Annotated in this window: 19 protein-coding genes; 7 read left to right on the top strand and 12 right to left on the bottom strand. The window is 66.4% G+C overall.

Going from position 1 to position 20,533, the window contains the following annotated elements; translation table 11 throughout:
- The coding region (locus B7X49_RS15105; RefSeq protein ID WP_286840049.1) for a hypothetical protein at positions 1 to 244 on the top strand (244 nt) is incomplete at its 5' end.
- Between the two features lie 85 nt (positions 245 to 329).
- Here the strand turns inward: B7X49_RS15105 and B7X49_RS15100 are convergent.
- From B7X49_RS15100 to B7X49_RS15045, 12 genes are all read right to left on the bottom strand, one after another.
- Positions 330 to 482, bottom strand: coding sequence for a hypothetical protein (locus B7X49_RS15100; RefSeq protein WP_286703421.1), 153 nt, complete (start codon positions 480 to 482; stop codon positions 330 to 332).
- A 5-nt stretch (positions 483 to 487) separates the two neighbouring features.
- On the bottom strand, positions 488 to 925 hold the full coding sequence (locus B7X49_RS15095; RefSeq protein WP_286703422.1) for a hypothetical protein: 438 nt from the start codon (positions 923 to 925) through the stop codon (positions 488 to 490).
- Between the two features lie 23 nt (positions 926 to 948).
- Positions 949 to 2,001 carry a phytoene/squalene synthase family protein gene (locus B7X49_RS15090; RefSeq protein ID WP_286703423.1) on the bottom strand — a complete coding sequence of 351 codons (1,053 nt, stop codon included), beginning with the start codon at positions 1,999 to 2,001 and terminating at the stop codon, positions 949 to 951.
- The gene (crtI, locus tag B7X49_RS15085) at positions 1,994 to 3,553 is read right to left on the bottom strand and encodes a phytoene desaturase family protein (protein WP_286703424.1); all 1,560 of its coding nucleotides are present in this window, start codon (positions 3,551 to 3,553) and stop codon (positions 1,994 to 1,996) included. Before crtI ends, B7X49_RS15090 begins: the two co-directional genes overlap by 8 nt.
- A complete protein-coding gene (bchO, locus tag B7X49_RS15080) occupies positions 3,550 to 4,512 on the bottom strand; it encodes an alpha/beta fold hydrolase BchO (protein WP_286703425.1) in 963 nt (320 codons plus the stop codon). The genes crtI and bchO overlap by 4 nt, the downstream gene beginning before the upstream one ends.
- Before the next feature lie 4 nt (positions 4,513 to 4,516).
- Positions 4,517 to 6,322, bottom strand: coding sequence for a magnesium chelatase subunit D (locus tag B7X49_RS15075; protein ID WP_286703426.1), 1,806 nt, complete (start codon positions 6,320 to 6,322; stop codon positions 4,517 to 4,519).
- Entirely contained in the window at positions 6,319 to 7,356 is a 1,038-nt protein-coding gene (gene bchI, locus B7X49_RS15070) for a magnesium chelatase ATPase subunit I (protein ID WP_286703427.1), read from the bottom strand. The genes B7X49_RS15075 and bchI overlap by 4 nt, the downstream gene beginning before the upstream one ends.
- Complete coding sequence (locus B7X49_RS15065) at positions 7,356 to 7,862, bottom strand: TspO/MBR family protein (RefSeq protein WP_286703428.1); 507 nt, start codon at positions 7,860 to 7,862, stop codon at positions 7,356 to 7,358. The genes bchI and B7X49_RS15065 overlap by 1 nt, the downstream gene beginning before the upstream one ends.
- A 53-nt stretch (positions 7,863 to 7,915) precedes the next feature.
- On the bottom strand, positions 7,916 to 9,103 hold the full coding sequence (locus B7X49_RS15060; protein WP_286703429.1) for a geranylgeranyl diphosphate reductase: 1,188 nt from the start codon (positions 9,101 to 9,103) through the stop codon (positions 7,916 to 7,918).
- 1 nt (position 9,104) lies between these two features.
- Positions 9,105 to 10,031 (bottom strand): chlorophyll synthase ChlG, encoded by a 927-nt coding sequence (chlG, locus tag B7X49_RS15055; RefSeq protein ID WP_286703430.1) that lies wholly within the window; start codon positions 10,029 to 10,031, stop codon positions 9,105 to 9,107.
- An 18-nt stretch (positions 10,032 to 10,049) separates the two neighbouring features.
- Positions 10,050 to 10,997 (bottom strand): transcriptional regulator PpsR, encoded by a 948-nt coding sequence (gene ppsR, locus B7X49_RS15050; protein ID WP_286840045.1) that lies wholly within the window; start codon positions 10,995 to 10,997, stop codon positions 10,050 to 10,052.
- A 590-nt stretch (positions 10,998 to 11,587) separates the two neighbouring features.
- Entirely contained in the window at positions 11,588 to 12,553 is a 966-nt protein-coding gene (locus tag B7X49_RS15045; protein ID WP_286703432.1) for a B12-binding domain-containing protein, read from the bottom strand.
- A gap of 144 nt (positions 12,554 to 12,697) precedes the next feature.
- On the opposite strand from B7X49_RS15045, the gene B7X49_RS15040 reads away from it, so the two are divergent.
- From B7X49_RS15040 to bchL, 6 genes are all read left to right on the top strand, one after another.
- On the top strand, positions 12,698 to 12,862 hold the full coding sequence (locus B7X49_RS15040; protein WP_162176789.1) for a hypothetical protein: 165 nt from the start codon (positions 12,698 to 12,700) through the stop codon (positions 12,860 to 12,862).
- Complete coding sequence (gene bchF, locus B7X49_RS15035) at positions 12,843 to 13,418, top strand: 2-vinyl bacteriochlorophyllide hydratase (RefSeq protein WP_286703433.1); 576 nt, start codon at positions 12,843 to 12,845, stop codon at positions 13,416 to 13,418. Before B7X49_RS15040 ends, bchF begins: the two co-directional genes overlap by 20 nt.
- Entirely contained in the window at positions 13,418 to 14,677 is a 1,260-nt protein-coding gene (locus B7X49_RS15030; RefSeq protein WP_286840042.1) for a ferredoxin:protochlorophyllide reductase (ATP-dependent) subunit N, read from the top strand. Before bchF ends, B7X49_RS15030 begins: the two co-directional genes overlap by 1 nt.
- 4 nt (positions 14,678 to 14,681) lie before the next feature.
- On the top strand, positions 14,682 to 16,196 hold the full coding sequence (gene bchB, locus B7X49_RS15025; protein WP_286703435.1) for a ferredoxin:protochlorophyllide reductase (ATP-dependent) subunit B: 1,515 nt from the start codon (positions 14,682 to 14,684) through the stop codon (positions 16,194 to 16,196).
- A complete protein-coding gene (locus tag B7X49_RS15020; RefSeq protein WP_286703436.1) occupies positions 16,171 to 19,770 on the top strand; it encodes a magnesium chelatase subunit H in 3,600 nt (1,199 codons plus the stop codon). The genes bchB and B7X49_RS15020 overlap by 26 nt, the downstream gene beginning before the upstream one ends.
- Positions 19,767 to 20,533 (top strand): ferredoxin:protochlorophyllide reductase (ATP-dependent) iron-sulfur ATP-binding protein (bchL, locus tag B7X49_RS15015; protein ID WP_286840040.1); only part of this gene is annotated, 767 nt, incomplete at its 3' end. The genes B7X49_RS15020 and bchL, both read left to right, overlap by 4 nt.

Genomic DNA, 20,533 nt, shown 5'->3' with positions numbered 1-20,533 from the left:
GGATGGCATCATCGAACAGAACCGCACGGTCAGCGGCTTGATCGCGTCGAAACAAGACATGACCGTCCAGAATCTGCTGAAATCGGTGTTCGAAAACGCACAGCTTGCCGCACTCGAAATCACCGACCGGGTTGACCCGTCACGTATGCCGGAAATGCTCGAAAGCGTTCGCGACTCCGTCCGCCGCACGACCGCCGTGCTGCAGAACCTGTTCACCCAGAACCCGCCGGGCGACGAGGCGTGATCCCGGCCGCCTCGATGGAGCCGGGTTCGGCAGCACCAAATGAGCCGATCAGCGCTCGTCCAGAAAAGACTGCAATCTCATGGGTCTACTCGCGCTGATCTCTCGCCGCCTCCGCCGCGCGGTCGCGTTTCAAACTCCGCCGCACCGAAACCAGCGACCAGACCGCGCCGGCCAGCACGACGAGTTCCAGGCCACCGAATTCCAGGAACGTCGCGTAATGGCCGAACAGCTTCAGCATGCGGCTCAGTCGATCAGTTCAAGCGCCCGCGCCGGTTCGCGCTGCGTGGCCGCCGGCTGGGGTATCAGCTCAGGCGGCAGCGCCGGCAGCTGCGGCGCGGGCGGTGGTGCCGGTTCGCTGCTGCCCTGGTTGGGCTCGGCGACCGGCTGCATCTTGAGCTGAATCCAGATGCCATAGGCCGCGATCACCGCGATCAACCCGCCGAAATCGACCAGCGGAAAAATCCGCGGGCCGCCGAGCGCGTAATACATGAAACTGGTCTTCACAGCCGCATAGGCCGCGGCGATCTGCAAGATCGGTCGCATGATCTCGCCGGCGGCGAAAATCATCGGGTTGATCGGCTCATACGCCTCCAGCCGCTTCAGTCGGCGGGCGCGAATCCCGTGCAGCACGAAGGCCGCAGCGGTCAGATAGAGCGAAAGTCCGATGGCGGTATCCAACATGGGTTGATCCTCCTCGCACGGATTTAGGGTGGACAGGCGAAATCGCCAGACAGGGCAGACAATTCGGCACGTACGCCCGGCGCGAGACGATCGATCCGCTCCAGCCGGTCGATCAGCATGATCACCCGCGTCCCGGGCCCGATCGACTCGCGCACCGGCAACGCCGCCGCCTCGATCAGAAATTGCGTCTCGGCACAGGTCAGGGCCGGCAGCCGCAGCGCCGGCAACAGGGTGCGCGTGACCGCCAGGGCGGCCAGACCCAGCTTGCGCGGCGCCGAAACCCGCGCGCGCCGCGTGATCGAATCATAACCCCCGCGCGCCAGCCCCCGCCCGATCGCGCGATAGATCATGCGCGCCGCCTGGATCCCCGGCCGGCAATCGAACGGCAGGCACGCAATGCCCGGCCGCGCCCGATCATAGAAACGCTCCGCCTCGTCGAGCAATTGCGCGATCACCTGCGCCAGATCGGGCGAAAACCGTGGTGCGGCCAGAAATGCCTCGGCATCGATGCCACGCGCCGCCAGCCAGTCGAGCGGCAGATACAGGCGCCCGGCGCGGGCATCCTCGCCCACATCGCGCGCGATATTGGTGAACTGCATCGCAATGCCGAGGTCGCAGGCCGCACCCAGGCTCTCCGCATCGCGCCTGCCCATGATCAGCGTCATCATGGCGCCGACCGAACCGGCCACCCGCGCGGCATAGGCACGCGCATCGGCAATGGTCTGGTGGCGCCGGCCGGCGGCATCCCAGGCGAGGCCCTCGATCAACGCATCCGGCAGCGTGCGCGGAATCGCATGGGTCTCGATCATCCGGGCGAAGGCGCGATCGACCGGCGTATTCTCCGGCCGGCCGTGATAGGCCCGGTCGAGCCGCTGGGCGAGCCGCGCCACCGCTGCCCCCTTGTCCGCACCGTCATCCACCGCGTCATCCGCGACGCGGCAGAACGCGTAGAGCGCGGTGGCCGGATGGCGGATGCGCGCCGGCAGCAGCCGCGAGGCAGCATGAAAACTCAGCGAACCGCCGCGCAGCATCGCGCCACAGGCGGCCATATCCGGATCGGCGATCCGCTCAGACATGCTGGCCAACCTCCCGCCCCGCCGCCGACGACATGACGGTCGCAACCGCCGGCACGAGACCATCGAGCACCCGCGCGGTCGACAGCACCCCCGGCACCCCGGCACCCGGATGCGTCCCGGCGCCGACCAGAAACAAGTTCCGCAATTCCTCGCTCGCATTATGCGGCCGAAACCATGCGCTCTGCGTCAGCACAGGCTCCATGCCGAACCCGGCCCCGAGGGTCGAGGCGTAGCGGCTCTCGAAATCCGCCGGCGTCATGATGCGCGAGGTCACCACATGCCCCGCGAGCCCGGGCAGCATGGTCTCGGCCAGCCGCCGTTCCAGCGCCTGGCGATACGGCTCGGCCTGCTTTGCCCAATCGATATCACCGCCGAGATGCGGCACCGGTGCGAGCGCATAGAACCCATCGCACCCCGGCGGTGCCAACGAAGGATCGGTTGCGGTCGGTCGGTGCAGGTAAATGCTCATGTCGGTCGCAAGTGTCTTGTGTTCGAAAATATCATCGAGCAGCCCGCGGTAGCGCGGCCCCATGATGATCGCGTGATGCGGCACGCCGGGAAACTTGATGTCGGTGCCAAAATACCAGACGAACAGACCCATCGAATACCGGGTCGCTTTCAGTTTGCGGTCGGTCCAGCGCCGGCGCGGCGCATCGCGCAGCAGATGACGATAGGTATGCGCGGTGCATGCGTTGGACACCACGATATCCGCCGCGATCCGCGTGCCGTCATCGAGCGCCACCCCGGTCGCCGCGCCATCCGCAATGGTGATCCGGTCGATATTGGTATTCAGCCGGATGCTGCCGCCCTGCCCGGCAATCAGCCCGGCCATACCCTCGACGATCCGCCCGGTACCGCCCATTGCGAAATGCACGCCGTGCGCGCGCTCCAGATGCAGGATCATCGCATAGATCGCGCTCACCTTGAACGGATTGCCGCCGACCAGCAGCGGGTGAAAACTCAGCGCCGCGCGAATGCGTTCATCGCGCACATGGCGCGCCGCCAGCGCATAGACGCTGCGATGCCCGGACAGCCGCAACAAATCCGGCAGAATCCGCGCCATGTCGGTCCACGAACCGAACGGCACATGGCCGAGCTGCTCGAAGCCGATTTGATAAATCCGCTCGGTCAACGCGATGAACCGCTCATACCCCGCCATATCGCCCGGCGCGAGCCGCTGGATTTCGGCGCGCATGAACGCAGGATCGGCCGAACAATCGATATACGATCCGGTATCGAACCGGATGCGATAGAACGGGTCGATCGGCACCAGCGTCACGTCATCGGCAAACCGCCTTCCCGCCAGCGTCCAGAGTTCTTCCAGCAGAAACGGCGCGGTGATGATGGTCGGCCCGGCATCGAAGGTAAACCCGTCCTGGCGGAACACCGCGGCGCGCCCGCCCGCCTGCTCGCAGCGTTCCAGCACACTCACCCGCCAGCCCCGCGCGCCGAGGCGGATGGCGGCGGCCAGACCGCCGATCCCCGCACCGATCACGATCGCATGGGGCCGCCGCGGATCATCCAGCGCGCCACGCTCCGGCATCGCGTTCATGCGCCGAGCACCCCGATCTCGCGCGCGAATTCCGCAATGATCGCAGCGGTCTCGGCCGGTGCCTCCTCATGCGCGAGATGACCGAGCCCCGGCATCGACACCAGCCGCGCACCCGGCACGATGCGCGCGATCCGCTCCGCCTCGCGCGGCGGGATCGAGCGATCGTTCGCACCGGTCACCAGCAACAGCCTCGGCGTCAGATTGGGCAGATTGGCCTCGATCGGGTCCAGATCCCAATTCGCCATCATGGTCAGCGCCGCGGCGGCATGACCGCTGCGGCGCACCAGCGTCGCGTAATGCGCCTCGCCGGCCGCATCGATCTTCGAACCGGTGCCGGCGAGCAGGCGGCGCACAATGCTCGGGTTCTTCGCGCGCCAAGCGAACAGCCGCGGCACCAGCGGGTTCATCGCGAACATTTTGGCGATCGGCGAAAACACTTTGGTCAGATTGCCGCGATACGGCAGCAGCGCGCCGTTCAGGCTGACCAGCCCGGACGGTGCGACCTGCCCGCTGCGGCACAGATCGATCCCGATCGCGGCGCCCGCCGAATGGCCGATGATCAGCGCCGGCGCGATATCGAGCACTTCGATCAGCGAGGCCACCGCCCCCGCCATGCCCGGCAGCGACATGCGCGGCCAGACCGGCGTTTCGGTGAACCCATGGCCGGGCAGGTCGGGTGCTACCACCGTAAAATCCGCTGCCAGCGCCGGTGCCAGGTCGCGCCAGGAATGCGTCGCCGCGCCGGTGCCGTGCAGCAGTAGCGCCACCGGCCCCTTGCCCATGATCTGCACATGAAACCGCAGCCCACCCGCCTCGATGAAGCGGCTGGCCGCCCGGTTCGGCCAGTTGGTGCCATCGCGCTGCCAGTTCGGCGCGCCATCGCCCAGCAGCGCCTGCCACAGCGAGGTGTCTTCAGTCGTTATCACAGGCTCGGACATCTCGATGGCCATTCTGGTCATTCCCCTAGGCCGCCTGGGCGCGGACGGCGTTGCTGAGTGCGGCGGCATCGGCGTAGGGCAGCGGCAGATAGCGCCCGTGCATCAGGCGCGCGAGTTCCGCCGCGAACCCGCTGCGGCGCGGCGCGGTGTCGATCACCATGCCCGCCAGCCCTGCGGCGGCACAGGCCTGGGCGGCGGCGCGGGCATCGCGCCCGGCGGCCTCGCGCCCCGGCTTGCCGTCACGCCCGATATTGGCCCCCCCGTCGGTCAACAGCACGATCAACGGGCTGGCCCCGCGCCGACGTTCGGCAATCCCCATCGCGCACGCGGCATCGATGCCCAGGGCCAGCGGCGTCGCCCCGCCGCCCGGCAATGCCGCGAGGCTGCGCCGCGCCCGCGCCAGCGCCCCGGTCGGCGGCAGCAGCAATTCGGCGGTGCGGTTCCGAAACGCGATCAGCGCAACCTGATCGCGCCGAACATAGCAATCCGCCAACAAAATCTGAATCGCGCCCTTCGCCTCGGCGAGCCGGTTGAGCGCGGAGGAACCCGACGCATCGACGGCGAAAATCGCAACGGTCCGCACCGGTGCGATGAACCGCTTGATCCGGAAATCCTCGGCGCGCACCAGCACGCGCGGCGTCGGCCCAGGGTTTTGCGCCGCGCGCTCACGCCGGCGCAGCGGCTGCATCGGCGCCGCGGCGCGCAGCGTGTCGATCAAGGCGAGCCGCGCGCCATTGCCGGGCCGACCGGGCCGCACCCCGGCCGGGCGGCCGCGCACGCCACCCTGCGCGATCGGTGTCTTGCCGCTGGCGGCGCTGGCGGCGCGGCGCGGGCCGCCCAGCATCGCCAGCGCCGCCAGCAGATCGAGCGGCAAGGCGCTGCGGGCCGCATCGAGCACGCGCTCGGCCAGCTCCTCCGAGGCATCACCCGGCGGCGGTTCATCCTGGGGCTGGTCATCCGCCTGAGCCTCGCGCGGCTCGGGGGGCGGCTCGTCCGGCTCGTTCTGTGATTCGGTTGGCGGCTCGGATGGCGGTTCGGGTGCCGGTTCGGGTGCCGGCAGCGTCGTCGCGCGCGGCGCCAGAATCAACCGCGCCGCCAGAATCGCATCCGCCTCATCGATGCTGCGCCGCCCGGCCAATGCCGCGGCCGCGCGGGCCGCGCGCAACGCCAGAATCGGCGCGCGCAACGAATCGATCCCCAGGGCCACCGCCGTCCGGCACAGCGCAATCGCGGTATCATCGCCTACCACAATCCCCGCCAGCCGTCCGCGCGCCCGGGCAATCGCCCGCGCCCCCGGCCAAACGAAATCATCATTGAGCATCGTCTCGTCGAGCACAAAGGCCAGCCGGTCGCACAGCGCGCCGGGGGCTGCCTCGTCATCGCCGATCCCCTCATCCAGCGCGACGACGCCGAACCGTGCATCCCGCTCGCTCATCACGCCATCGCGCGCCACGCTCACCACCCCACGATCGAGCGCCGCCGCCAGCTTGCCGACCAATGCGCGATCCAGCCGTTCGGCCATCGGGATCACGACGACCCCGCCATCCACCTCGGCCAACAAGCCGGTGGCCACAATCCTGGACCCAAAAGACAGAGTCCCCGCGAGATCGAGCCCGCCGAGCAGCCGATCATCGGTGATATGCGTGGGCAAGCGCCGCACCGGCGTGGCGCTGGGCAGCAGGCCGCGCAACCGGCTCAAAAAACCATCCCGCGCCGGCCCGATCCGGCTGCGGATCACGATGCCGCCCAGCCCGACCGGATCAATGGCGAACAGGCAGGCGGCCAGGCCGGCGTCGCGGGTCGGTTTGCGCGGCGCCGGCAACGGGCTCATGCGGCGATCGCCGCCTGGCTGAACAGCGCAGCCATGGCGCGCTCGACCCGCGCACCCGCCAGCGATTCATCGAGCGGATCACGCCGCAACCGGTGCCGCAGCGCCGCCGGTGCGACCGCGCGCAAATGGCTCTCGGTCACCACGGTATCGCCCTCGAGCGCCGCCTCGGCCCGTGCGGCGCGCAGCAGCGTGAGTTCGCCGCGCAGACCATCGGTGCCGAGTTCGATGCAGAGCTTCGCCGCCAGCCGTAAAATCGCCTCCGGCACGCTGACCAGCGGCAGCAGTTTCATCGCCGTCACCAACTGCCGCCGCAACGCCGCCTCATCGGCCGCAAACCGGCGCATGAATCCCGCCCGGTCGTGCTCGAACGCATCACGCCGCCGCACCACTTCGATCCGCTGGTCGAGATCGGTCGGGGTTTTCACCTCGACGCACAGGCCGAACCGGTCGAGCAACTGCGGCCGCAACTCGCCCTCCTCGGGGTTGCCGCTGCCGATCAGCACGAATCGTGCGGGATGGCGCAGGCTGAGCCCCTCGCGCTCCACCACGTTCTCGCCCGACGCCGCAACATCGAGCAGCAGATCGACCAGATGGTCCTCGAGCAGGTTGATCTCGTCGATATACAAAAACCCCCGATGCGCGCGCGCCAGCAGGCCGGGCTCGAACGCCTTCACCCCATCGGCCAGCGCCCGCTCGAGATCGAGCGCGCCGACCACCCGGTCCTCGGTCGCGCCGAGCGGTAGATCGACCACGGGGATCCGCACCCGTTCCGATGCCCGCCGCCCCGCCGCCCGGCGGTTGCGGCATTCTGGGCACAGCGCGCTGCGCGCCGCAGGATCGCAATGATACCGGCAGCCGGCCACCGCGCGCATGGTCGGCAGCAGCGCCGCCAGGGCGCGCACCGCGGTCGATTTACCCGTCCCGCGATCACCGAACGCGAGCACCCCGCCCAATGTGGGCTCGACCGTCGCGATCAGCATCGCGCGGATCATCTCGGTCTGGCCGACGATTGCGGTGAACGGATACAGCGCCATCACTCGGCCTGCGCTGTTACGGTGAACGGCGCGTTCAGCCGCACGATCACAAGATTCAGGTAGCCGGCAAACGTCACCCAGAGCAGATACGGCATCAGCAGCAGCGCCGCGGTGCCGGCGAATTGCGCGGTGGTGGCGACCAGCGCCAGAATCGTCAGCCAGAGCGGTGCGATATCGATCAACGCCCAATCCGGCCGGCGCATCTTAAAAAACAGCACGCTCCACGCGAGATTGAACACCGCATTAACGCCGAACAGAACGAGCAGGAACGTTGCGCTCGTTACACTGGGCGCGGCTTCCCACCCGATCACCCCGGCCCCGGCGATCAAGGCGAAAATCAAGGTCCAGACCGGGCCGAACAGCCAGGTCGGCGGCTGCCACGAGGGCTTGCGCAAACCGCGATACCAGGGCCCGATCGTTGTCACGGCCCCGCCGGCGCCGGCCACCACCGTCGCGGTCACCGCCGCGACTAGAACCGGTCCCCAATGGCCGCCGAACCAACTCATCTGATTGCGATCTCCTGTCCGCGTGTCACGAAACCGCCCGGCCGCCAGCGCCGTCATGCCTGCATCAGCCGGGTCAGCCGTACCATGTTCTTGGCAAAGATGCGTGCATGCACGATCGGCTTGGCCCGCACCAGCGCCTTGTTCATATAGGCCTGCCAGGTCATTGCCTGCACATCGGAATCCCCGCAGATGGCGACGAACAATTCCCGCCGCTTGTCGCTGGAATACCAGAAATCCTGCATGAACCCGAGCACGAAAAACACCATGCCATGCGTCTTCATGAAGCGTTTGCGCGCGGTTTTCAGCGCCTTGGCATCGCCGGTCCGGCAGAATTCGTCCACCGCCTCGCCCGCCAACTGCCCGCCGAGCATGGCGTAATAGATCCCCTCGCCCGAAGCCGGCGCCACCACCCCGGCGGCATCGCCCGCGAGCAGCACGTTGATCCCGTCATCCCAGCGCGGCAGCGGCTTGAGCGGCAGCGGCGCGCCTTCCGAGCGGATCGTCTCGGCACCGGTCAACCCCGCCGTGCTCCGCAGATCACCCACCGCGCCGCGTAGCGAAAACCCCTTGACCGCACTGCCGGTGCCGATGCTCGCGGTCTCGCCATGCGGGAAAATCCAGGCGTAGAAATCCGGCGATACCTTGGCATCGTAATAAATCTCGCATTGCTGCGGGTTCCACCCCGGCGTGCCGGCCGGCGGCGCCTTGACCACCTCATGATAGGCGAACACCCGCTTGTGCTTGTCCGCCCCGGGAATCGTCTGCCGCGCCACCGCCGAAACCGCGCCATCCGCGCCGATCACCGCGCGCGCCACCACGGCACCCATGCCATCCTTGGTCTTGTAGTGAATGATGGTGCGGCCCGTGGCATCGCGCTCGATCCGCTCGAACCGCCCGGTGCGCCGCTCGGCTCCCGCCGCCGCCGCCCGGTCGCTCAAGAACGCGTCGAACACATCACGATCGACCATGCCGACATAGCCACCGTCATCGATCGGCATCGCGACTTTCTTCGCCTTCGGCGACACGATATTCGCGCCGCGCGCCTTCGCCACGATCAGATGCTCGGGGATATCATAGTCGCGGATCAGCCGCGGCGGCACGGCGCCGCCGCAGGGCTTGATCCGCCCGTCCCGATCCAGCAGCAGCACGGTGCGCCCGGCGCGCGCCAGCGTCTCCGCCGCGGTCGCACCCGCCGGGCCGCCGCCGACCACCACCACGTCGTATTCGGTCATCTGTGTCATTTTAAACCCCCGTCGCGGCGAGCGCGAACGCGCTGACCAGCATGCCCAGAACATAAAGCGTCGTGCCCGTGGCATTGTACCAGGGCGCGCGTTCGCGCGGCTTTTCGAGCAAGCGGCGCATCAGAAACAATTGAACCAGCAGCGAAACCCCGATCAGCGTGGCCGCCAGCGGATGATGCCAGCCGATCATGAACTCGATCACGCACACCTGCGGCACCGCCATGATGATGCACGCCACGATCGAGGCGCGCAGCACACCGAGTTGCGCCGGCAGCGAGCGGACCCCGATTTTCAAATCACCCTCGATCGATTTGAAATCGTTCAAGGTCATGATGCCGTGCGCCCCGGCGCTATAGAGCGCCGCGATGATCAGAATATGCGGCGAAGGCAGCGCATTGCGCATCACCGCCGCCCCGGTGAACCACGGCACGCCCTCGTAGCAGAGCGCCACGGCGGCATTGCCCCACCAGCCGTTCATCTTGAAGCGGAACGGCGGCGCGCTGTAGCCCCAGGCCGCCGCCAGCGCGAACATCGTCGCACCCACGCCCCATGGCCCCAGCGGCAGCGCCACCAGCAGCGAAGCGACCGACCAGATGATCGCGATATACAACCCCCAGCGCCCCGGCATCCGGCCCGAGGGAATCGGGCGATCCGGCTCGTTGATCGCATCGACATGCCGATCGAACCAGTCGTTCACCGCCTGCGAGGTGCCGCACACCATCGGGCCCGCCAGCACCATGCCCAGCACCAGCTCCGGCCACCGTGCCGCGAGCGGCGCACCGGACGATACCACCCCGCACATGAAAGCCCAGATCGCGGCAAACCAGGTGACCGGCTTGAGCAGTTCGAGACAGACCTTGAGATCGGGCAGACGCACCGAGGCCGCGGGCTGATCGAAGGTAATGCTGGGCTTGTCGGCTGGCGTCATCCGGTCTCCGGTCCTGGGTTATGCGACTCCCAGCGCCTCGGCATCCATCATGCCGTAACGCCGGAGTTTCACGTAAAGGCTCTGGCGCGACAGGCCGAGCATCTCGGCCGCCGACGCGCGATTATCGCCGGTGATCTTCAGCGCCGCCTCGATCGACAGGCGCTCGATCACCTCGGTCGCCTCGCGCACAATCTCCTTGAGCGAAACGCGCCCGATCAATTCGCTGATCTGCTCGAGCGAGCGCGGCACCGCGCGCGTCGTCGCCGCCGGGGGAATGAACTCCGGCGCGGTCCGCCGGCCGATGTTGCGAATCGCAAACCCGAAACACGGTTTGCCGCCGTTCATCACCGTCACCGCCGAAATCTCGACCTCGGTCTGGGTGCCGAACTCATCGCGCAGGAACGTCGGGTACAACCGCACCGAACCATGCTGGCGCAGGTTGGCGCTCAGCACATTCAAATCCACCCCCGGCCGGCCGAGCCAGCGATCCAGCGTCTGGCCATGCGCCTGTTCCTCGGAACCCAGCTGCGTCATATCCAGAAACGCGGCATTGGCCGCGAGCAGCCGCCCGTCATTGCCGGTCACGACAAAACCATCCGGCGCGCTCTCGATCAGTTTGAGCAGCTTGGCCTTGCTGTCGGACAACAGATTATGCGGATCGACCGGGCTGACCGGCGACAGACGCAGCAAATAATTCTGCCCCTCGCCCTGGCGCAGCAAAAACGCGGAAATCCGCATTTCGCTATCATGATCGGTCAGCCGGATTCGCACGTCATCCATCCGACCGGCAGCGCGGATGCTGCCGAGCAACTGCTCAAGCGCCCCCCGGCTTTCCGGTTCGACCAGCCCGGCAAACGCCAACCCGGCCAATTTGTCCCGATCCCCAAACAACCGCTGCGCGGCCGGATTGGCCTCGACGATCTTCTGCGACTGGCCATCGAGCACCAGCACCGGCTCGGCCGACATCTGAAACAAAATCCGGTAGCGTGTCTCGACATGACGCAGCCGCGAATAATCCCAACGCGGCAAGCGCCCGCAGGTCCCGCCCGAACGCGATCGCCCGGCCGCTATGGCCAACCGGAATGGTCGAAAACAGGATCGGCACGTCCTTGCCCTCGCGCGCCGGGTAATTCACATGCCGCCCCAGCGGATTGGGCCGGTCATCGGTCTTGCCCGCCATGTCGTGCAGCATCTCGGTCACCTTGGTCCGGCTTTCGACCGTTACGGTGTCCGCCCACGGTTGCCCGATCCAGGTTTCACTCTGGTCAAATTCATTGGCAAAACTGGTACTCTGAAACGCAACATCGCGAACGATCCCCTTGCGGTCCACGATCAGGGCAATATCCGCAGCCGCGGCAATCAGCATGCCCGCAGCATCGGCATCGACATCGGCAAGCCATTTGGCGGGGGATTTAAAGGCTTTCATAGACGACCACACTTTCGAATATATAGGTATCTGCAGATGTAACGTTGCCACCTCTCCGTCAACTTGTTTCGCCTCGTTCCGCGATCGACACATCAAAGCCCACCATGCGCCGAACCGCCCGGGCCGTTCGTTATCGTAGTGCCGCGTGGGCACGCTCAACCATCGAATCCGCCTCGAACAACGCCGCCTGGCCATCGCGCGCAGTTGCGTCCGCACCCACGAACTGCGCCCGCTCCGGATGATCGGCAAACGCCTTGCCGCCCACCATCACGCCCAGCGCCGGGTTCAGCGCGGTGCGCCGTAGCGCGCGGATCACCGCTGGCAGACCCTTCAGCCCTCCCTCGCCGCTCACCGAAAGCCCGACCACATCGAACCAGTTGCGCCGCACCATCGACATCAGCGACGCCCGCGTCAGCAACGCCTCGGTCTGCACGATCCATCCGGCCCGCCGGAACAGGTCGGATAACACCGCGATCCCGAAACTATGCTGCTCACCGGGCGCCGCCGCGATCAAAAAATGCCGCTCACGACCACGCAACATCGGCGCGTCACTGACCGGATCGGCAGTGTCGCGCAGGATTTGGTTGAGCCGGATCATCGCGAGCGTCACCGCCGCGAAATCGGTGCGGTCCTCATCCCATAAATCGCCCAGCCGCCGCGCCGCCGGGGCCAACAACCCCTGCAGAACCGCATCGCGTGTAGCACCGGACACCACGAACCGTGCCAGCGTGGCATGCGCCTCGGCGATGTTCTCAGCCAGGATCAGATCGACGAACCGCTCCACCTCGCCCCGCGTCGGCATCGGCGCCGCGCCCGATGGTGCCGCCGCGCGATCGGGCCGGTTGGCCAGCATGCGCGGCAGCACCTCGGTCGCGATCGTGCGCTCCAGCAGGCCGGACCACGGCCGGATCACGGTCTGGCGATGCAACTCATCGGCGATCGCTTCATATATATGTGGCTTTCTCGGAGCCGACCCCCGCGGCGCGTTACCTGCCACGGGACCGCTCGCGTTGCCGCCCGAGGATAAGGCGGCACGGTCGAGTTCGGACCGGCCGGATTGGCCTCGCGATCCCTGGTGCTGTGTGGCGTCTCTCATCGATAGGCCTCCTCAACTCTTCAACGAACATGCACCCGAACCGCGTCGAGTGTCAAGTTTGATTGACGTAAATAAAGGTTGACAGTCGATATTCAGCGGGGCTAGTTTTCGTCTCGTCGCTGACCCGCGACAGAGGAAACTCTGATGAACCAAGCTACCGAATTCTACGATTCCCATGGTCGTCTCCCGTTGATCTGGCGCGGTGCCGCAAGCGAAATAGCCGGGCACACATTAACCAATGCTTATTTAGCGACGGGATCGAACGCCTCCTTTCAGGACATGTCAAGCGATGTTTACAAAGGTCGTTGAGCGCCTGACCGGTGCCGTTAATTGCTGCCCATGGGAGGGTCACGGCTATGGCCGCCACCAGACCAGCGCGCCACAGCCGCGCCGCACGCCCTTTCTATATAGTATCGAGGAACGCCGCCGGCGCGACGCCACCAAATGGACCCTGGTGCAGGGCATTCTGGCGCCCATCCAGTTCGTGGTCTTCCTGGTCAGCCTCAGCCTGGTCGCGCATTACCTGATCACCGGCAACGGTCTTGCCCTGGCGACCGATTCCATCCTGGTCAAAACCATCGTGCTGTTCACCATCATGATCACCGGCGCGATCTGGGAACACGAGGTGTTCGGAAAATACCTCTTCGCCCGCGCCTTCTTCTGGGAAGACCTGTTCAGCATGCTGGTGATCGCGCTGCACTCGCTCTACGTGCTGGTGCTGTTCACCCATATCGCGGGCCCGCAGACGCAAATGATGATCGCGCTGGCGGCCTACGCCACTTACCTGATCAACGCGATGCAGTTCATCATGAAACTGCGCGCCGCCCGGCTCGAAGCACCGCGTCATGCCGCGGTGCCGATATAATGAGCGTCTGCACCACCACGCCCTCCGCGACCGCGCCCGATATCATCCGCCAGCGCGGCCAGCGAGAGGTCTTCTGCGGCCTGACCGGCATCGTCTGGCTGCACCGGCGGATCCAGGATGCGTTCTTCCTCGTGGTCGGCTCGCGCACCTGTGCCCATCTGGTGCAATCGGCCGCCGGGGTGATGATCTTCGCCGAACCCCGCTTCGCCACCGCCATCATCGAGGAGCGCGACCTCGCCGGCCGCGCCGATCTCGATGACGAACTCGACCGCGTGGTGACCCGCCTGATCGAACGCCGACCGGATATCAAACTCCTGTTCCTGGTCGGCTCCTGCCCCTCCGAAGTCATCAAGCTCGACCTCACCCGCGCGGCCGCACGGCTCGATGAGCGGTTTGGCCGCCTGCCCCGCATCCTCGCCTATTCCGGCAGCGGCATCGAAACCACCTTCACCGAGGGCGAAGACGCCTGCCTCGAAGCCTTGGTTCCCACCCTCGCCGACGCCGGCTCCACCACCTCCCTCATGGTGGTCGGCGCGGTCGCCGATATCGTCGAGGACCAGTTCCGCCGCGCCATCGGCATCGAGCGGGTCGATTTCCTGCCCGCCCGCCACGCCGGCGCGATGCCCGCGGTCGGGCCGCACACCAAATTCATCCTCGCGCAGCCCTTCCTCGCCGCCACCGCGCGCGCCCTGCACGAGCGCGGCGCCCGCCGGATCGCCGCCCCCTACCCGCTCGGCGCCGAGGGCACCCGCCTCTGGATCGAAGCCGCCGCCGCCGCCTTCGGCATCGATCCCTCCCGCACCGAAAGCGTGCTTGCCCTACCCGCCCGCCGCGCCACCGAGTCGCTCGCCGCGGTCCGCGCCAAACTCGCCGGGCGCAAAATTTTCTTCTTCCCCGATTCGCAGCTCGAAATCCCGCTCGCCCGCTTCCTCGCCCGCGAATGCGGCGTCGAACTGGTCGAAGTTGGCACGCCGTTCCTCCACCGCGACCTGATGGATGCCGAACTGGCGCTGCTGCCCTTCGCCACCCAACTCTCCGAAGGCCAGGACGTCGAACGCCAGCTCGACCGTTGCCGCGCCGAACAGCCCGATCTGGTGATCTGCGGCCTTGGCCTCGCCAATCCGCTCGAGGCCGAAGGCATCGCGACCAAATGGTCGATCGAACTGGTGTTCAGCCCGATCCACGGTTTCGAACAGGCCGCCGACCTCGCCAATCTCTTCGCCCGGCCGCTCGCGCGCCGCGCCCTGCTTTCGGTATAGCGCCATGCAGCTGACCCTCTGGACCTATGAAGGCCCCCCCCATATCGGCGCGATGCGTATCGCCACCGCGATGCAGGGCGTGCACTACGTGCTGCACGCACCGCAAGGCGACACATACGCCGATCTGCTGTTCACCATGATCGAACGGCGCGACCGCCGCCCGCCGGTCACCTACACCACGTTCCAGGCACGCGATCTCGGCTCGGACACCGCAACCTTGTTCAAAAACGCGGTGCGCGACGCCTATGATCGTTTCAAACCCGAAGCGATGATCGTCGGCGCCTCCTGCACCGCCGAACTGATCCAGGACGATCCAGGCGGCCTCGCCGCGGCACTCGGCCTGCCGATCCCGGTGATCCCGCTCGAACTGCCCGCCTATCAGCGCAAGGAAAACTGGGGCGCGGCGGAAACCTTCTATCATCTGGTCCGCGCCGCAACCAACGGCGTCGCAACACCGGATCGCACCGGCCGCCCGGTCGCGGTCAACATCCTCGGCCCGGCCGCCCTCGGCTTTCGCCACCGCGACGATCTGATCGAAGTGACCGACCTGCTGGGCAAACTCGGTGTCGCGATCAACGTGATCGCCCCGCTCGGCGCCCGCTTCGCCGATCTCGCGCGCATCCCCGCGGCCGATGCCAATATCGTGCTCTACCCGGAAATCGCCGGCACCGCCGCCGCCTACCTCGCCCGCAAATTCGGCCAGAAGACCATCACCACCGTGCCGATCGGGCTGAACGCCACGCGCGACTTCGCAGCCGAAATCGCGGCCCTCACCGGCAGCACGGTGCCGGACGATCTGGAAAGCCAGGCCCGCTCGTCCTGGTACGCCCGCTCGATCGACAGCACCTATCTCACCGGCAAGCGTGTCTTTATTTTCGGCGATGCCAGCCACGCCATCGCCCTCGCCCGCATCGCCGCCACTGAAATCGGCTTCACCATCGCCGGGATCGGCACCTACAGCCGCGAGTTTGCCCGCGAAGTGAAATCCGCCGCCGCGCTCTACAATGTCGAAGCCCTGATCAGCGACGATTACCTGACCGTCGAAGCCGCCATCGCCGCCGCCCAGCCCGAACTGGTGCTCGGCACACAAATGGAACGCCACATCGCCAAACGCCTCGGCATTCCCTGCGCGGTGATTTCCGCCCCCACCCATGTGCAGGATTTCCCGGCCCGCCACTCGCCCTTCGCCGGCTTCGAAGGGGCCAACGTGCTGTTCGACACGCTGACCCACCCGCTGATGATGGGTCTCGAAGAGCATCTGCTCGGCATGTTCCGCGAGGATTTCGAATTCAACGACCAGGCTGCCCCCTCGCATCTTGGCGCCGAAGCCGCGGCACCGGTGGCAACCGCACCCATCCTGACCGGCTGGGAGCCGTCAGCCGAGGCCGAACTCAAGAAAATCCCGTTCTTCGTGCGCGGCAAGGCGCGGAAGAACACCGAACTTTTTGCCGCCGAGCATGGCGTGACCCTCATCACGATTGAGACGATTTACGATGCAAAAGCCCATTTCTCCCGCTGACCAGGCGACGCCGATCCGCGTCGCCATCGTCACGATGGACAGCCATCTCGATGGCGTGATCGAGGCCGGCCGCAAATCCCTGATCAGCGAATACCCCGGCCTGTCGATCGAGCTGCACACCGCCGACCACTGGGCGTCCAACAAAACCGCGCTCACCGCCTGCACCGATGCGATCGCGAGCGCCGATATCGTGATCGCCACCATGCTGTTCCTCGATGATCACATCAAACTGGTCCAGCCCGCGCTCGCCGCGCGGCGCGACTCCTGCGATGCGATGCTCTGCGCTTTGTCCGCCGCCGAAGTGGTCAACCTGACCCGACTCGGCCGGTTGGACATGAGCAAAGAAGGCAGCGCCGCCCTCAAATTCCTGAAAAACCTGCGCCCGAAGCGCAAGGATGCCTCGGCCGCCGAATCGCAGATGCGCACCCTGCGCCGCCTGCCGAAAATGCTGAAACTGATCCCCGGTGCCGCCCAGGATCTGCGCAGCTATTTCCTCGCTCTGTCCTATTGGCTGGCCGGCTCGTCGGACAATATCGAAAGCCTGATGCGGATGCTGATCCGCCGCTACGCATCCGGCCCGCGCGGCGCGCTGAAAAGCAAGCTCGCCGTGCCCGCGCCGCGCGAATACACCGAAGTCGGTGTCTATCATCCGCGTATGCCGGGCAAATTCGGCACCGAGCGCAACGAGGTGCCGCATTGCACCCGTGCCCACGGCACCGTCGGCCTCGTCCTACTGCGCAGCCTGCTGATTTCCGGCGATTGCGCCCATTACGATGGCGTGATCTCCGCGATCGAAGCGAGCGGCTATCAGGTCCTGCCGGTGTTCGCCGCCGGGCTCGATGCCCGCCCCGCGATGGACAAATACTTCGTCAAGGACGGCATTCCCACCGTCGATGCGGTGATCTCTCTGACCGGATTTTCATTGGTCGGCGGCCCCGCCTACAACGATTCCAAAGCCGCCGAAGCAGCACTCGCAGCGCTCGACGTGCCATACATGTCGGCCCACGCCCTGGAATTCCAGCCGATCTCCGCCTGGGAAGCCGACCCGCGCGGCCTGACGCCGATCGAGGCGACCATGATGGTCGCCCTGCCCGAACTCGATGGCGGCATCGTGCCGATGACCTTCGGCGGCAGGGTCGGCGGCACCGGCGAAAACGCCCGCGCCATGTCGGTCCATATCGAGCGCGCCTCGATGCTGGCCAACCGCGTCGGCCGGCTGATCCGCCTGCGCAAGGCGGCCCGCGCCGATCGCCGCATCGGCCTCGTCATCTTCAACTTCCCGCCCAACGCGGGTGCCACCGGCACCGCCGCCTATCTTTCGGTGTTCCAGTCGCTGTTCAACACGCTCACCGCCCTGCGCGACGCTGGCTACACCGTCGAAATGCCGGCCGATGTCGAAGCCCTGCGCGCCATGATCTGCGTCGGCAACGCCGCGCAATACGGCGCGCCCGCCAATGTCGCGGTCAAAATCCCGCGCGACGATCACGTGCGCCGCGAACCGCATCTCGCCGAAATCGAGAAAATGTGGGGCCCCGCGCCCGGCCGGCAGAACACCGATGGGTCCTCGATCTTCGTGGTCGGCGCGCAGCTCGGCAACATCTTCATAGGCGTCCAGCCTGCCTTCGGCTTCGAAGGCGACCCGATGCGCTTGCTGTTCGAAGGCGGCTTCGCCCCCACCCATGCGTTCAGCGCCTTCTACCGCTGGCTGCGCGAGGATTTCGCGGCTCACGCCGTGCTGCATTTCGGCACCCACGGCGCGCTCGAATTCATGCCCGGCAAACAGGCCGGCATGACCGGCAAATGCTGGCCGGACCGGCTGATCGGCGATTTGCCGAATTTCTATCTGTACGCCTCGAACAACCCGTCCGAGGGCATGCTCGCCAAGCGCCGCGCCAACGCGACTTTGATCAGCCACCTCACCCCGCCGGTCACCCAGGCCGGGCTGTATCGCGGCCTCGCCGATCTCAAGGCCACCATCCTGCAATGGCGCAGCCTGCCGCCGGACGCGCCGGCATCCGAACGACTCGACCTTGAAGCGCTGATCCAGGCGGACGCCGCCAAGCTCGATCTCGCCAAGGCCGAGCCCGCCTGGGGCGACACGGCCGAGCCCGCCATCGCGCAACTCGGCATCGCCCTGCTCGATCTGGAATACTCACTCATCCCGATGGGCCTGCACGTGGTCGGCAGCCCGCCGAACGCCGAACAGCGTACCGATCTGCTGAACGCCGCCAACATCACCGATCCCGTCGAGCGCAAACGGCTCGATGCGCTGCTCGGTGCTGACAGCGAACTCCCCGCCATCATCGCCGCGCTCGATGGTCATTACATCCGCCCCGCACCGGGCGGCGACATCCTGCGCAACACCGCCATCCTGCCGACCGGGCGCAACATCTACGGCTTCGATCCGTTCCGCATGCCGAGCCCCTACGCCGTCACCGATGGTGCCCGCCAGGCCGACCGGCTGATCGCCCGCCACCAGGCCGAGTCCGGCGCACTGCCGGAAACCGTCGCCTTGGTGCTCTGGGGTTCGGACAATCTAAAATCCGAAGGCGGCCCGATCGCCCAGGCGCTCTGGCTGATGGGCGCACGGCCACGCCGCGACTCCTACGGCCGCCTCGCCGGCGCCGAACTCCTCCCGCTCGATGAACTCGGCCGCCCGCGCATCGATGTGGTCATCACGTTGTCCGGCATCTTCCGCGACCTGCTGCCGCTGCAAACCAAACTCCTCGCCGAAGCCGCCCTGCTCGCCGCCGAAATCAACGAACCGGCCAGCCAGAACTTCATCCGCAAGCACACGCAGGATTTCATCGCCCAGCACGGCGGTAGCATCGAAGACGCCGCACTCCGCGTCTTCAGCAACGGCGACGGCACCTATGGTGCCAACGTCAACCAGCTGGTCGATTCCGGCGCCTGGCAGAACGAGGATGAGCTCGGCAACGCCTTCGTCAAACGCAAGGGATTCGCCTATGGTGTCGCCGGCCGTGCTGAGCGGCACGATGCGGTGTTCGGTGCGATCCTGAAAACCGTCGATGTTGCCTATCAAAATCTCGACTCGCTCGATCTCGGCGTCACCACCATCGATCATTATTTCGATGGCCTCGGCGGCATGAGCCGCGCGGTGAAAGCCGCCCGCGGCACCGATGCTGCACTCTACATCGGCGATCAGACCACCGGCGACGGCACGATCCGCACGCTGAGCGAACAGGTCTCGATCGAAACCCGCACCCGCATGCTGAACCCGAAATATTTCGAGGCGATGCTGAGCCATGGCTCGGAAGGCGTGCGCAACATCGAGGCCTCGGTCACCAACACGCTCGGCTGGTCGGCCACCACCGGCCAGGTCGAACCCTGGATCTATCGCGAAATCAGCAATGTTTTCGTGCTCGATCCCGAAATGCGCGACCGCATCGCGAAGCTCAACCCGATCGCCTCAGCCAAAATCGCGGGACGCCTGCTCGAAGCACACGAACGCAACTACTGGACACCCGATGACGCCACGCTCGAAGCGCTGCGCGCCGCCGGTGCCGAACTGGAAGACCGGCTCGAAGGGCTGGATATGGAGCGCGCAGCATGAACGACATCAGCACGGTCAACAAACTCGCAGAACGCATCGGCGGCTCAAGCTGCAGCACCTCCTGCGGTGACGGCGAAGGCAGTTTGCAGGTCGCACTCGACCCGCACATCAAAATCACCGGCGCCAAAGTGTTCGCGGTCTACGGCAAGGGCGGCATCGGCAAGAGCACGACATCGTCGAACCTTTCAGCCGCCTTCAGCCGTCTCGGCAAACGCGTGCTCCAGATCGGCTGCGACCCCAAGCACGATTCCACCTTTACCCTCACCAAGCGCCTGGTCCCCACTGTGATCGATGCGCTCGAAGCGGTCGATTTCCACCCGGAAGACCTCCGCGTCGAGGATTTCGTCTATCAGGGCTACGGCGGCGTCCAATGCGTCGAAGCCGGCGGCCCGCCCGCCGGGACCGGCTGCGGCGGCTATGTCGTTGGCCAGACCGTCAAACTCCTGAAAGAGCATCATCTGCTCGAAGATTCCGACGTGGTGATTTTCGATGTGCTGGGCGATGTCGTGTGCGGCGGTTTCGCAGCCCCCTTGCAGCACGCCGATCGCGCCCTGATCGTCACCGCCAATGATTTCGACAGCATCTTTGCCATGAACCGCATCGTTGCGGCAATCGCGGCCAAGGCGAAAAACTATAACGTCCGCCTCGGCGGCGTCATCGCCAACCGCTCGGCCGCGACCGACCAGCTCGACAAATACAACGCCGCCACCGGTCTCTCCACCCTCGCCCGCTTCGCCGATCTCGATGTCATTCGCCGCTCGCG

This window comes from Acidiphilium sp. 34-64-41 (assembly GCF_002282635.1).
In the GTDB taxonomy this organism is placed as follows: Bacteria; Pseudomonadota; Alphaproteobacteria; order Acetobacterales; family Acetobacteraceae; genus Acidiphilium; species Acidiphilium rubrum.
Note: the sequence above shows the minus strand (reverse complement) of the source record. Positions and strands in the feature narration are given on the sequence as shown.

What these genes read in the sequence shown, in the direction of transcription:
- B7X49_RS15100 (WP_286703421.1), bottom strand. Translation starts at nt 482, where the DNA reads ATGCTGAAGCTGTTCGGCCATTACGCGACGTTCCTGGAATTCGGTGGC.
- B7X49_RS15095 (WP_286703422.1), bottom strand. Translation starts at nt 925, where the DNA reads ATGTTGGATACCGCCATCGGACTTTCGCTCTATCTGACCGCTGCGGCC.
- B7X49_RS15090 (WP_286703423.1), bottom strand. Translation starts at nt 2,001, where the DNA reads ATGTCTGAGCGGATCGCCGATCCGGATATGGCCGCCTGTGGCGCGATG.
- crtI (WP_286703424.1), bottom strand. Translation starts at nt 3,553, where the DNA reads ATGAACGCGATGCCGGAGCGTGGCGCGCTGGATGATCCGCGGCGGCCC.
- bchO (WP_286703425.1), bottom strand. Translation starts at nt 4,512, where the DNA reads ATGACCAGAATGGCCATCGAGATGTCCGAGCCTGTGATAACGACTGAA.
- B7X49_RS15075 (WP_286703426.1), bottom strand. Translation starts at nt 6,322, where the DNA reads ATGAGCCCGTTGCCGGCGCCGCGCAAACCGACCCGCGACGCCGGCCTG.
- bchI (WP_286703427.1), bottom strand. Translation starts at nt 7,356, where the DNA reads ATGGCGCTGTATCCGTTCACCGCAATCGTCGGCCAGACCGAGATGATC.
- B7X49_RS15065 (WP_286703428.1), bottom strand. Translation starts at nt 7,862, where the DNA reads ATGAGTTGGTTCGGCGGCCATTGGGGACCGGTTCTAGTCGCGGCGGTG.
- B7X49_RS15060 (WP_286703429.1), bottom strand. Translation starts at nt 9,103, where the DNA reads ATGACACAGATGACCGAATACGACGTGGTGGTGGTCGGCGGCGGCCCG.
- chlG (WP_286703430.1), bottom strand. Translation starts at nt 10,031, where the DNA reads ATGACGCCAGCCGACAAGCCCAGCATTACCTTCGATCAGCCCGCGGCC.
- ppsR (WP_286840045.1), bottom strand. Translation starts at nt 10,997, where the DNA reads ATGTCGGCCGAGCCGGTGCTGGTGCTCGATGGCCAGTCGCAGAAGATC.
- B7X49_RS15045 (WP_286703432.1), bottom strand. Translation starts at nt 12,553, where the DNA reads ATGAGAGACGCCACACAGCACCAGGGATCGCGAGGCCAATCCGGCCGG.
- B7X49_RS15040 (WP_162176789.1), top strand. Translation starts at nt 12,698, where the DNA reads ATGAACCAAGCTACCGAATTCTACGATTCCCATGGTCGTCTCCCGTTG.
- bchF (WP_286703433.1), top strand. Translation starts at nt 12,843, where the DNA reads ATGTTTACAAAGGTCGTTGAGCGCCTGACCGGTGCCGTTAATTGCTGC.
- B7X49_RS15030 (WP_286840042.1), top strand. Translation starts at nt 13,418, where the DNA reads ATGAGCGTCTGCACCACCACGCCCTCCGCGACCGCGCCCGATATCATC.
- bchB (WP_286703435.1), top strand. Translation starts at nt 14,682, where the DNA reads ATGCAGCTGACCCTCTGGACCTATGAAGGCCCCCCCCATATCGGCGCG.
- B7X49_RS15020 (WP_286703436.1), top strand. Translation starts at nt 16,171, where the DNA reads ATGCAAAAGCCCATTTCTCCCGCTGACCAGGCGACGCCGATCCGCGTC.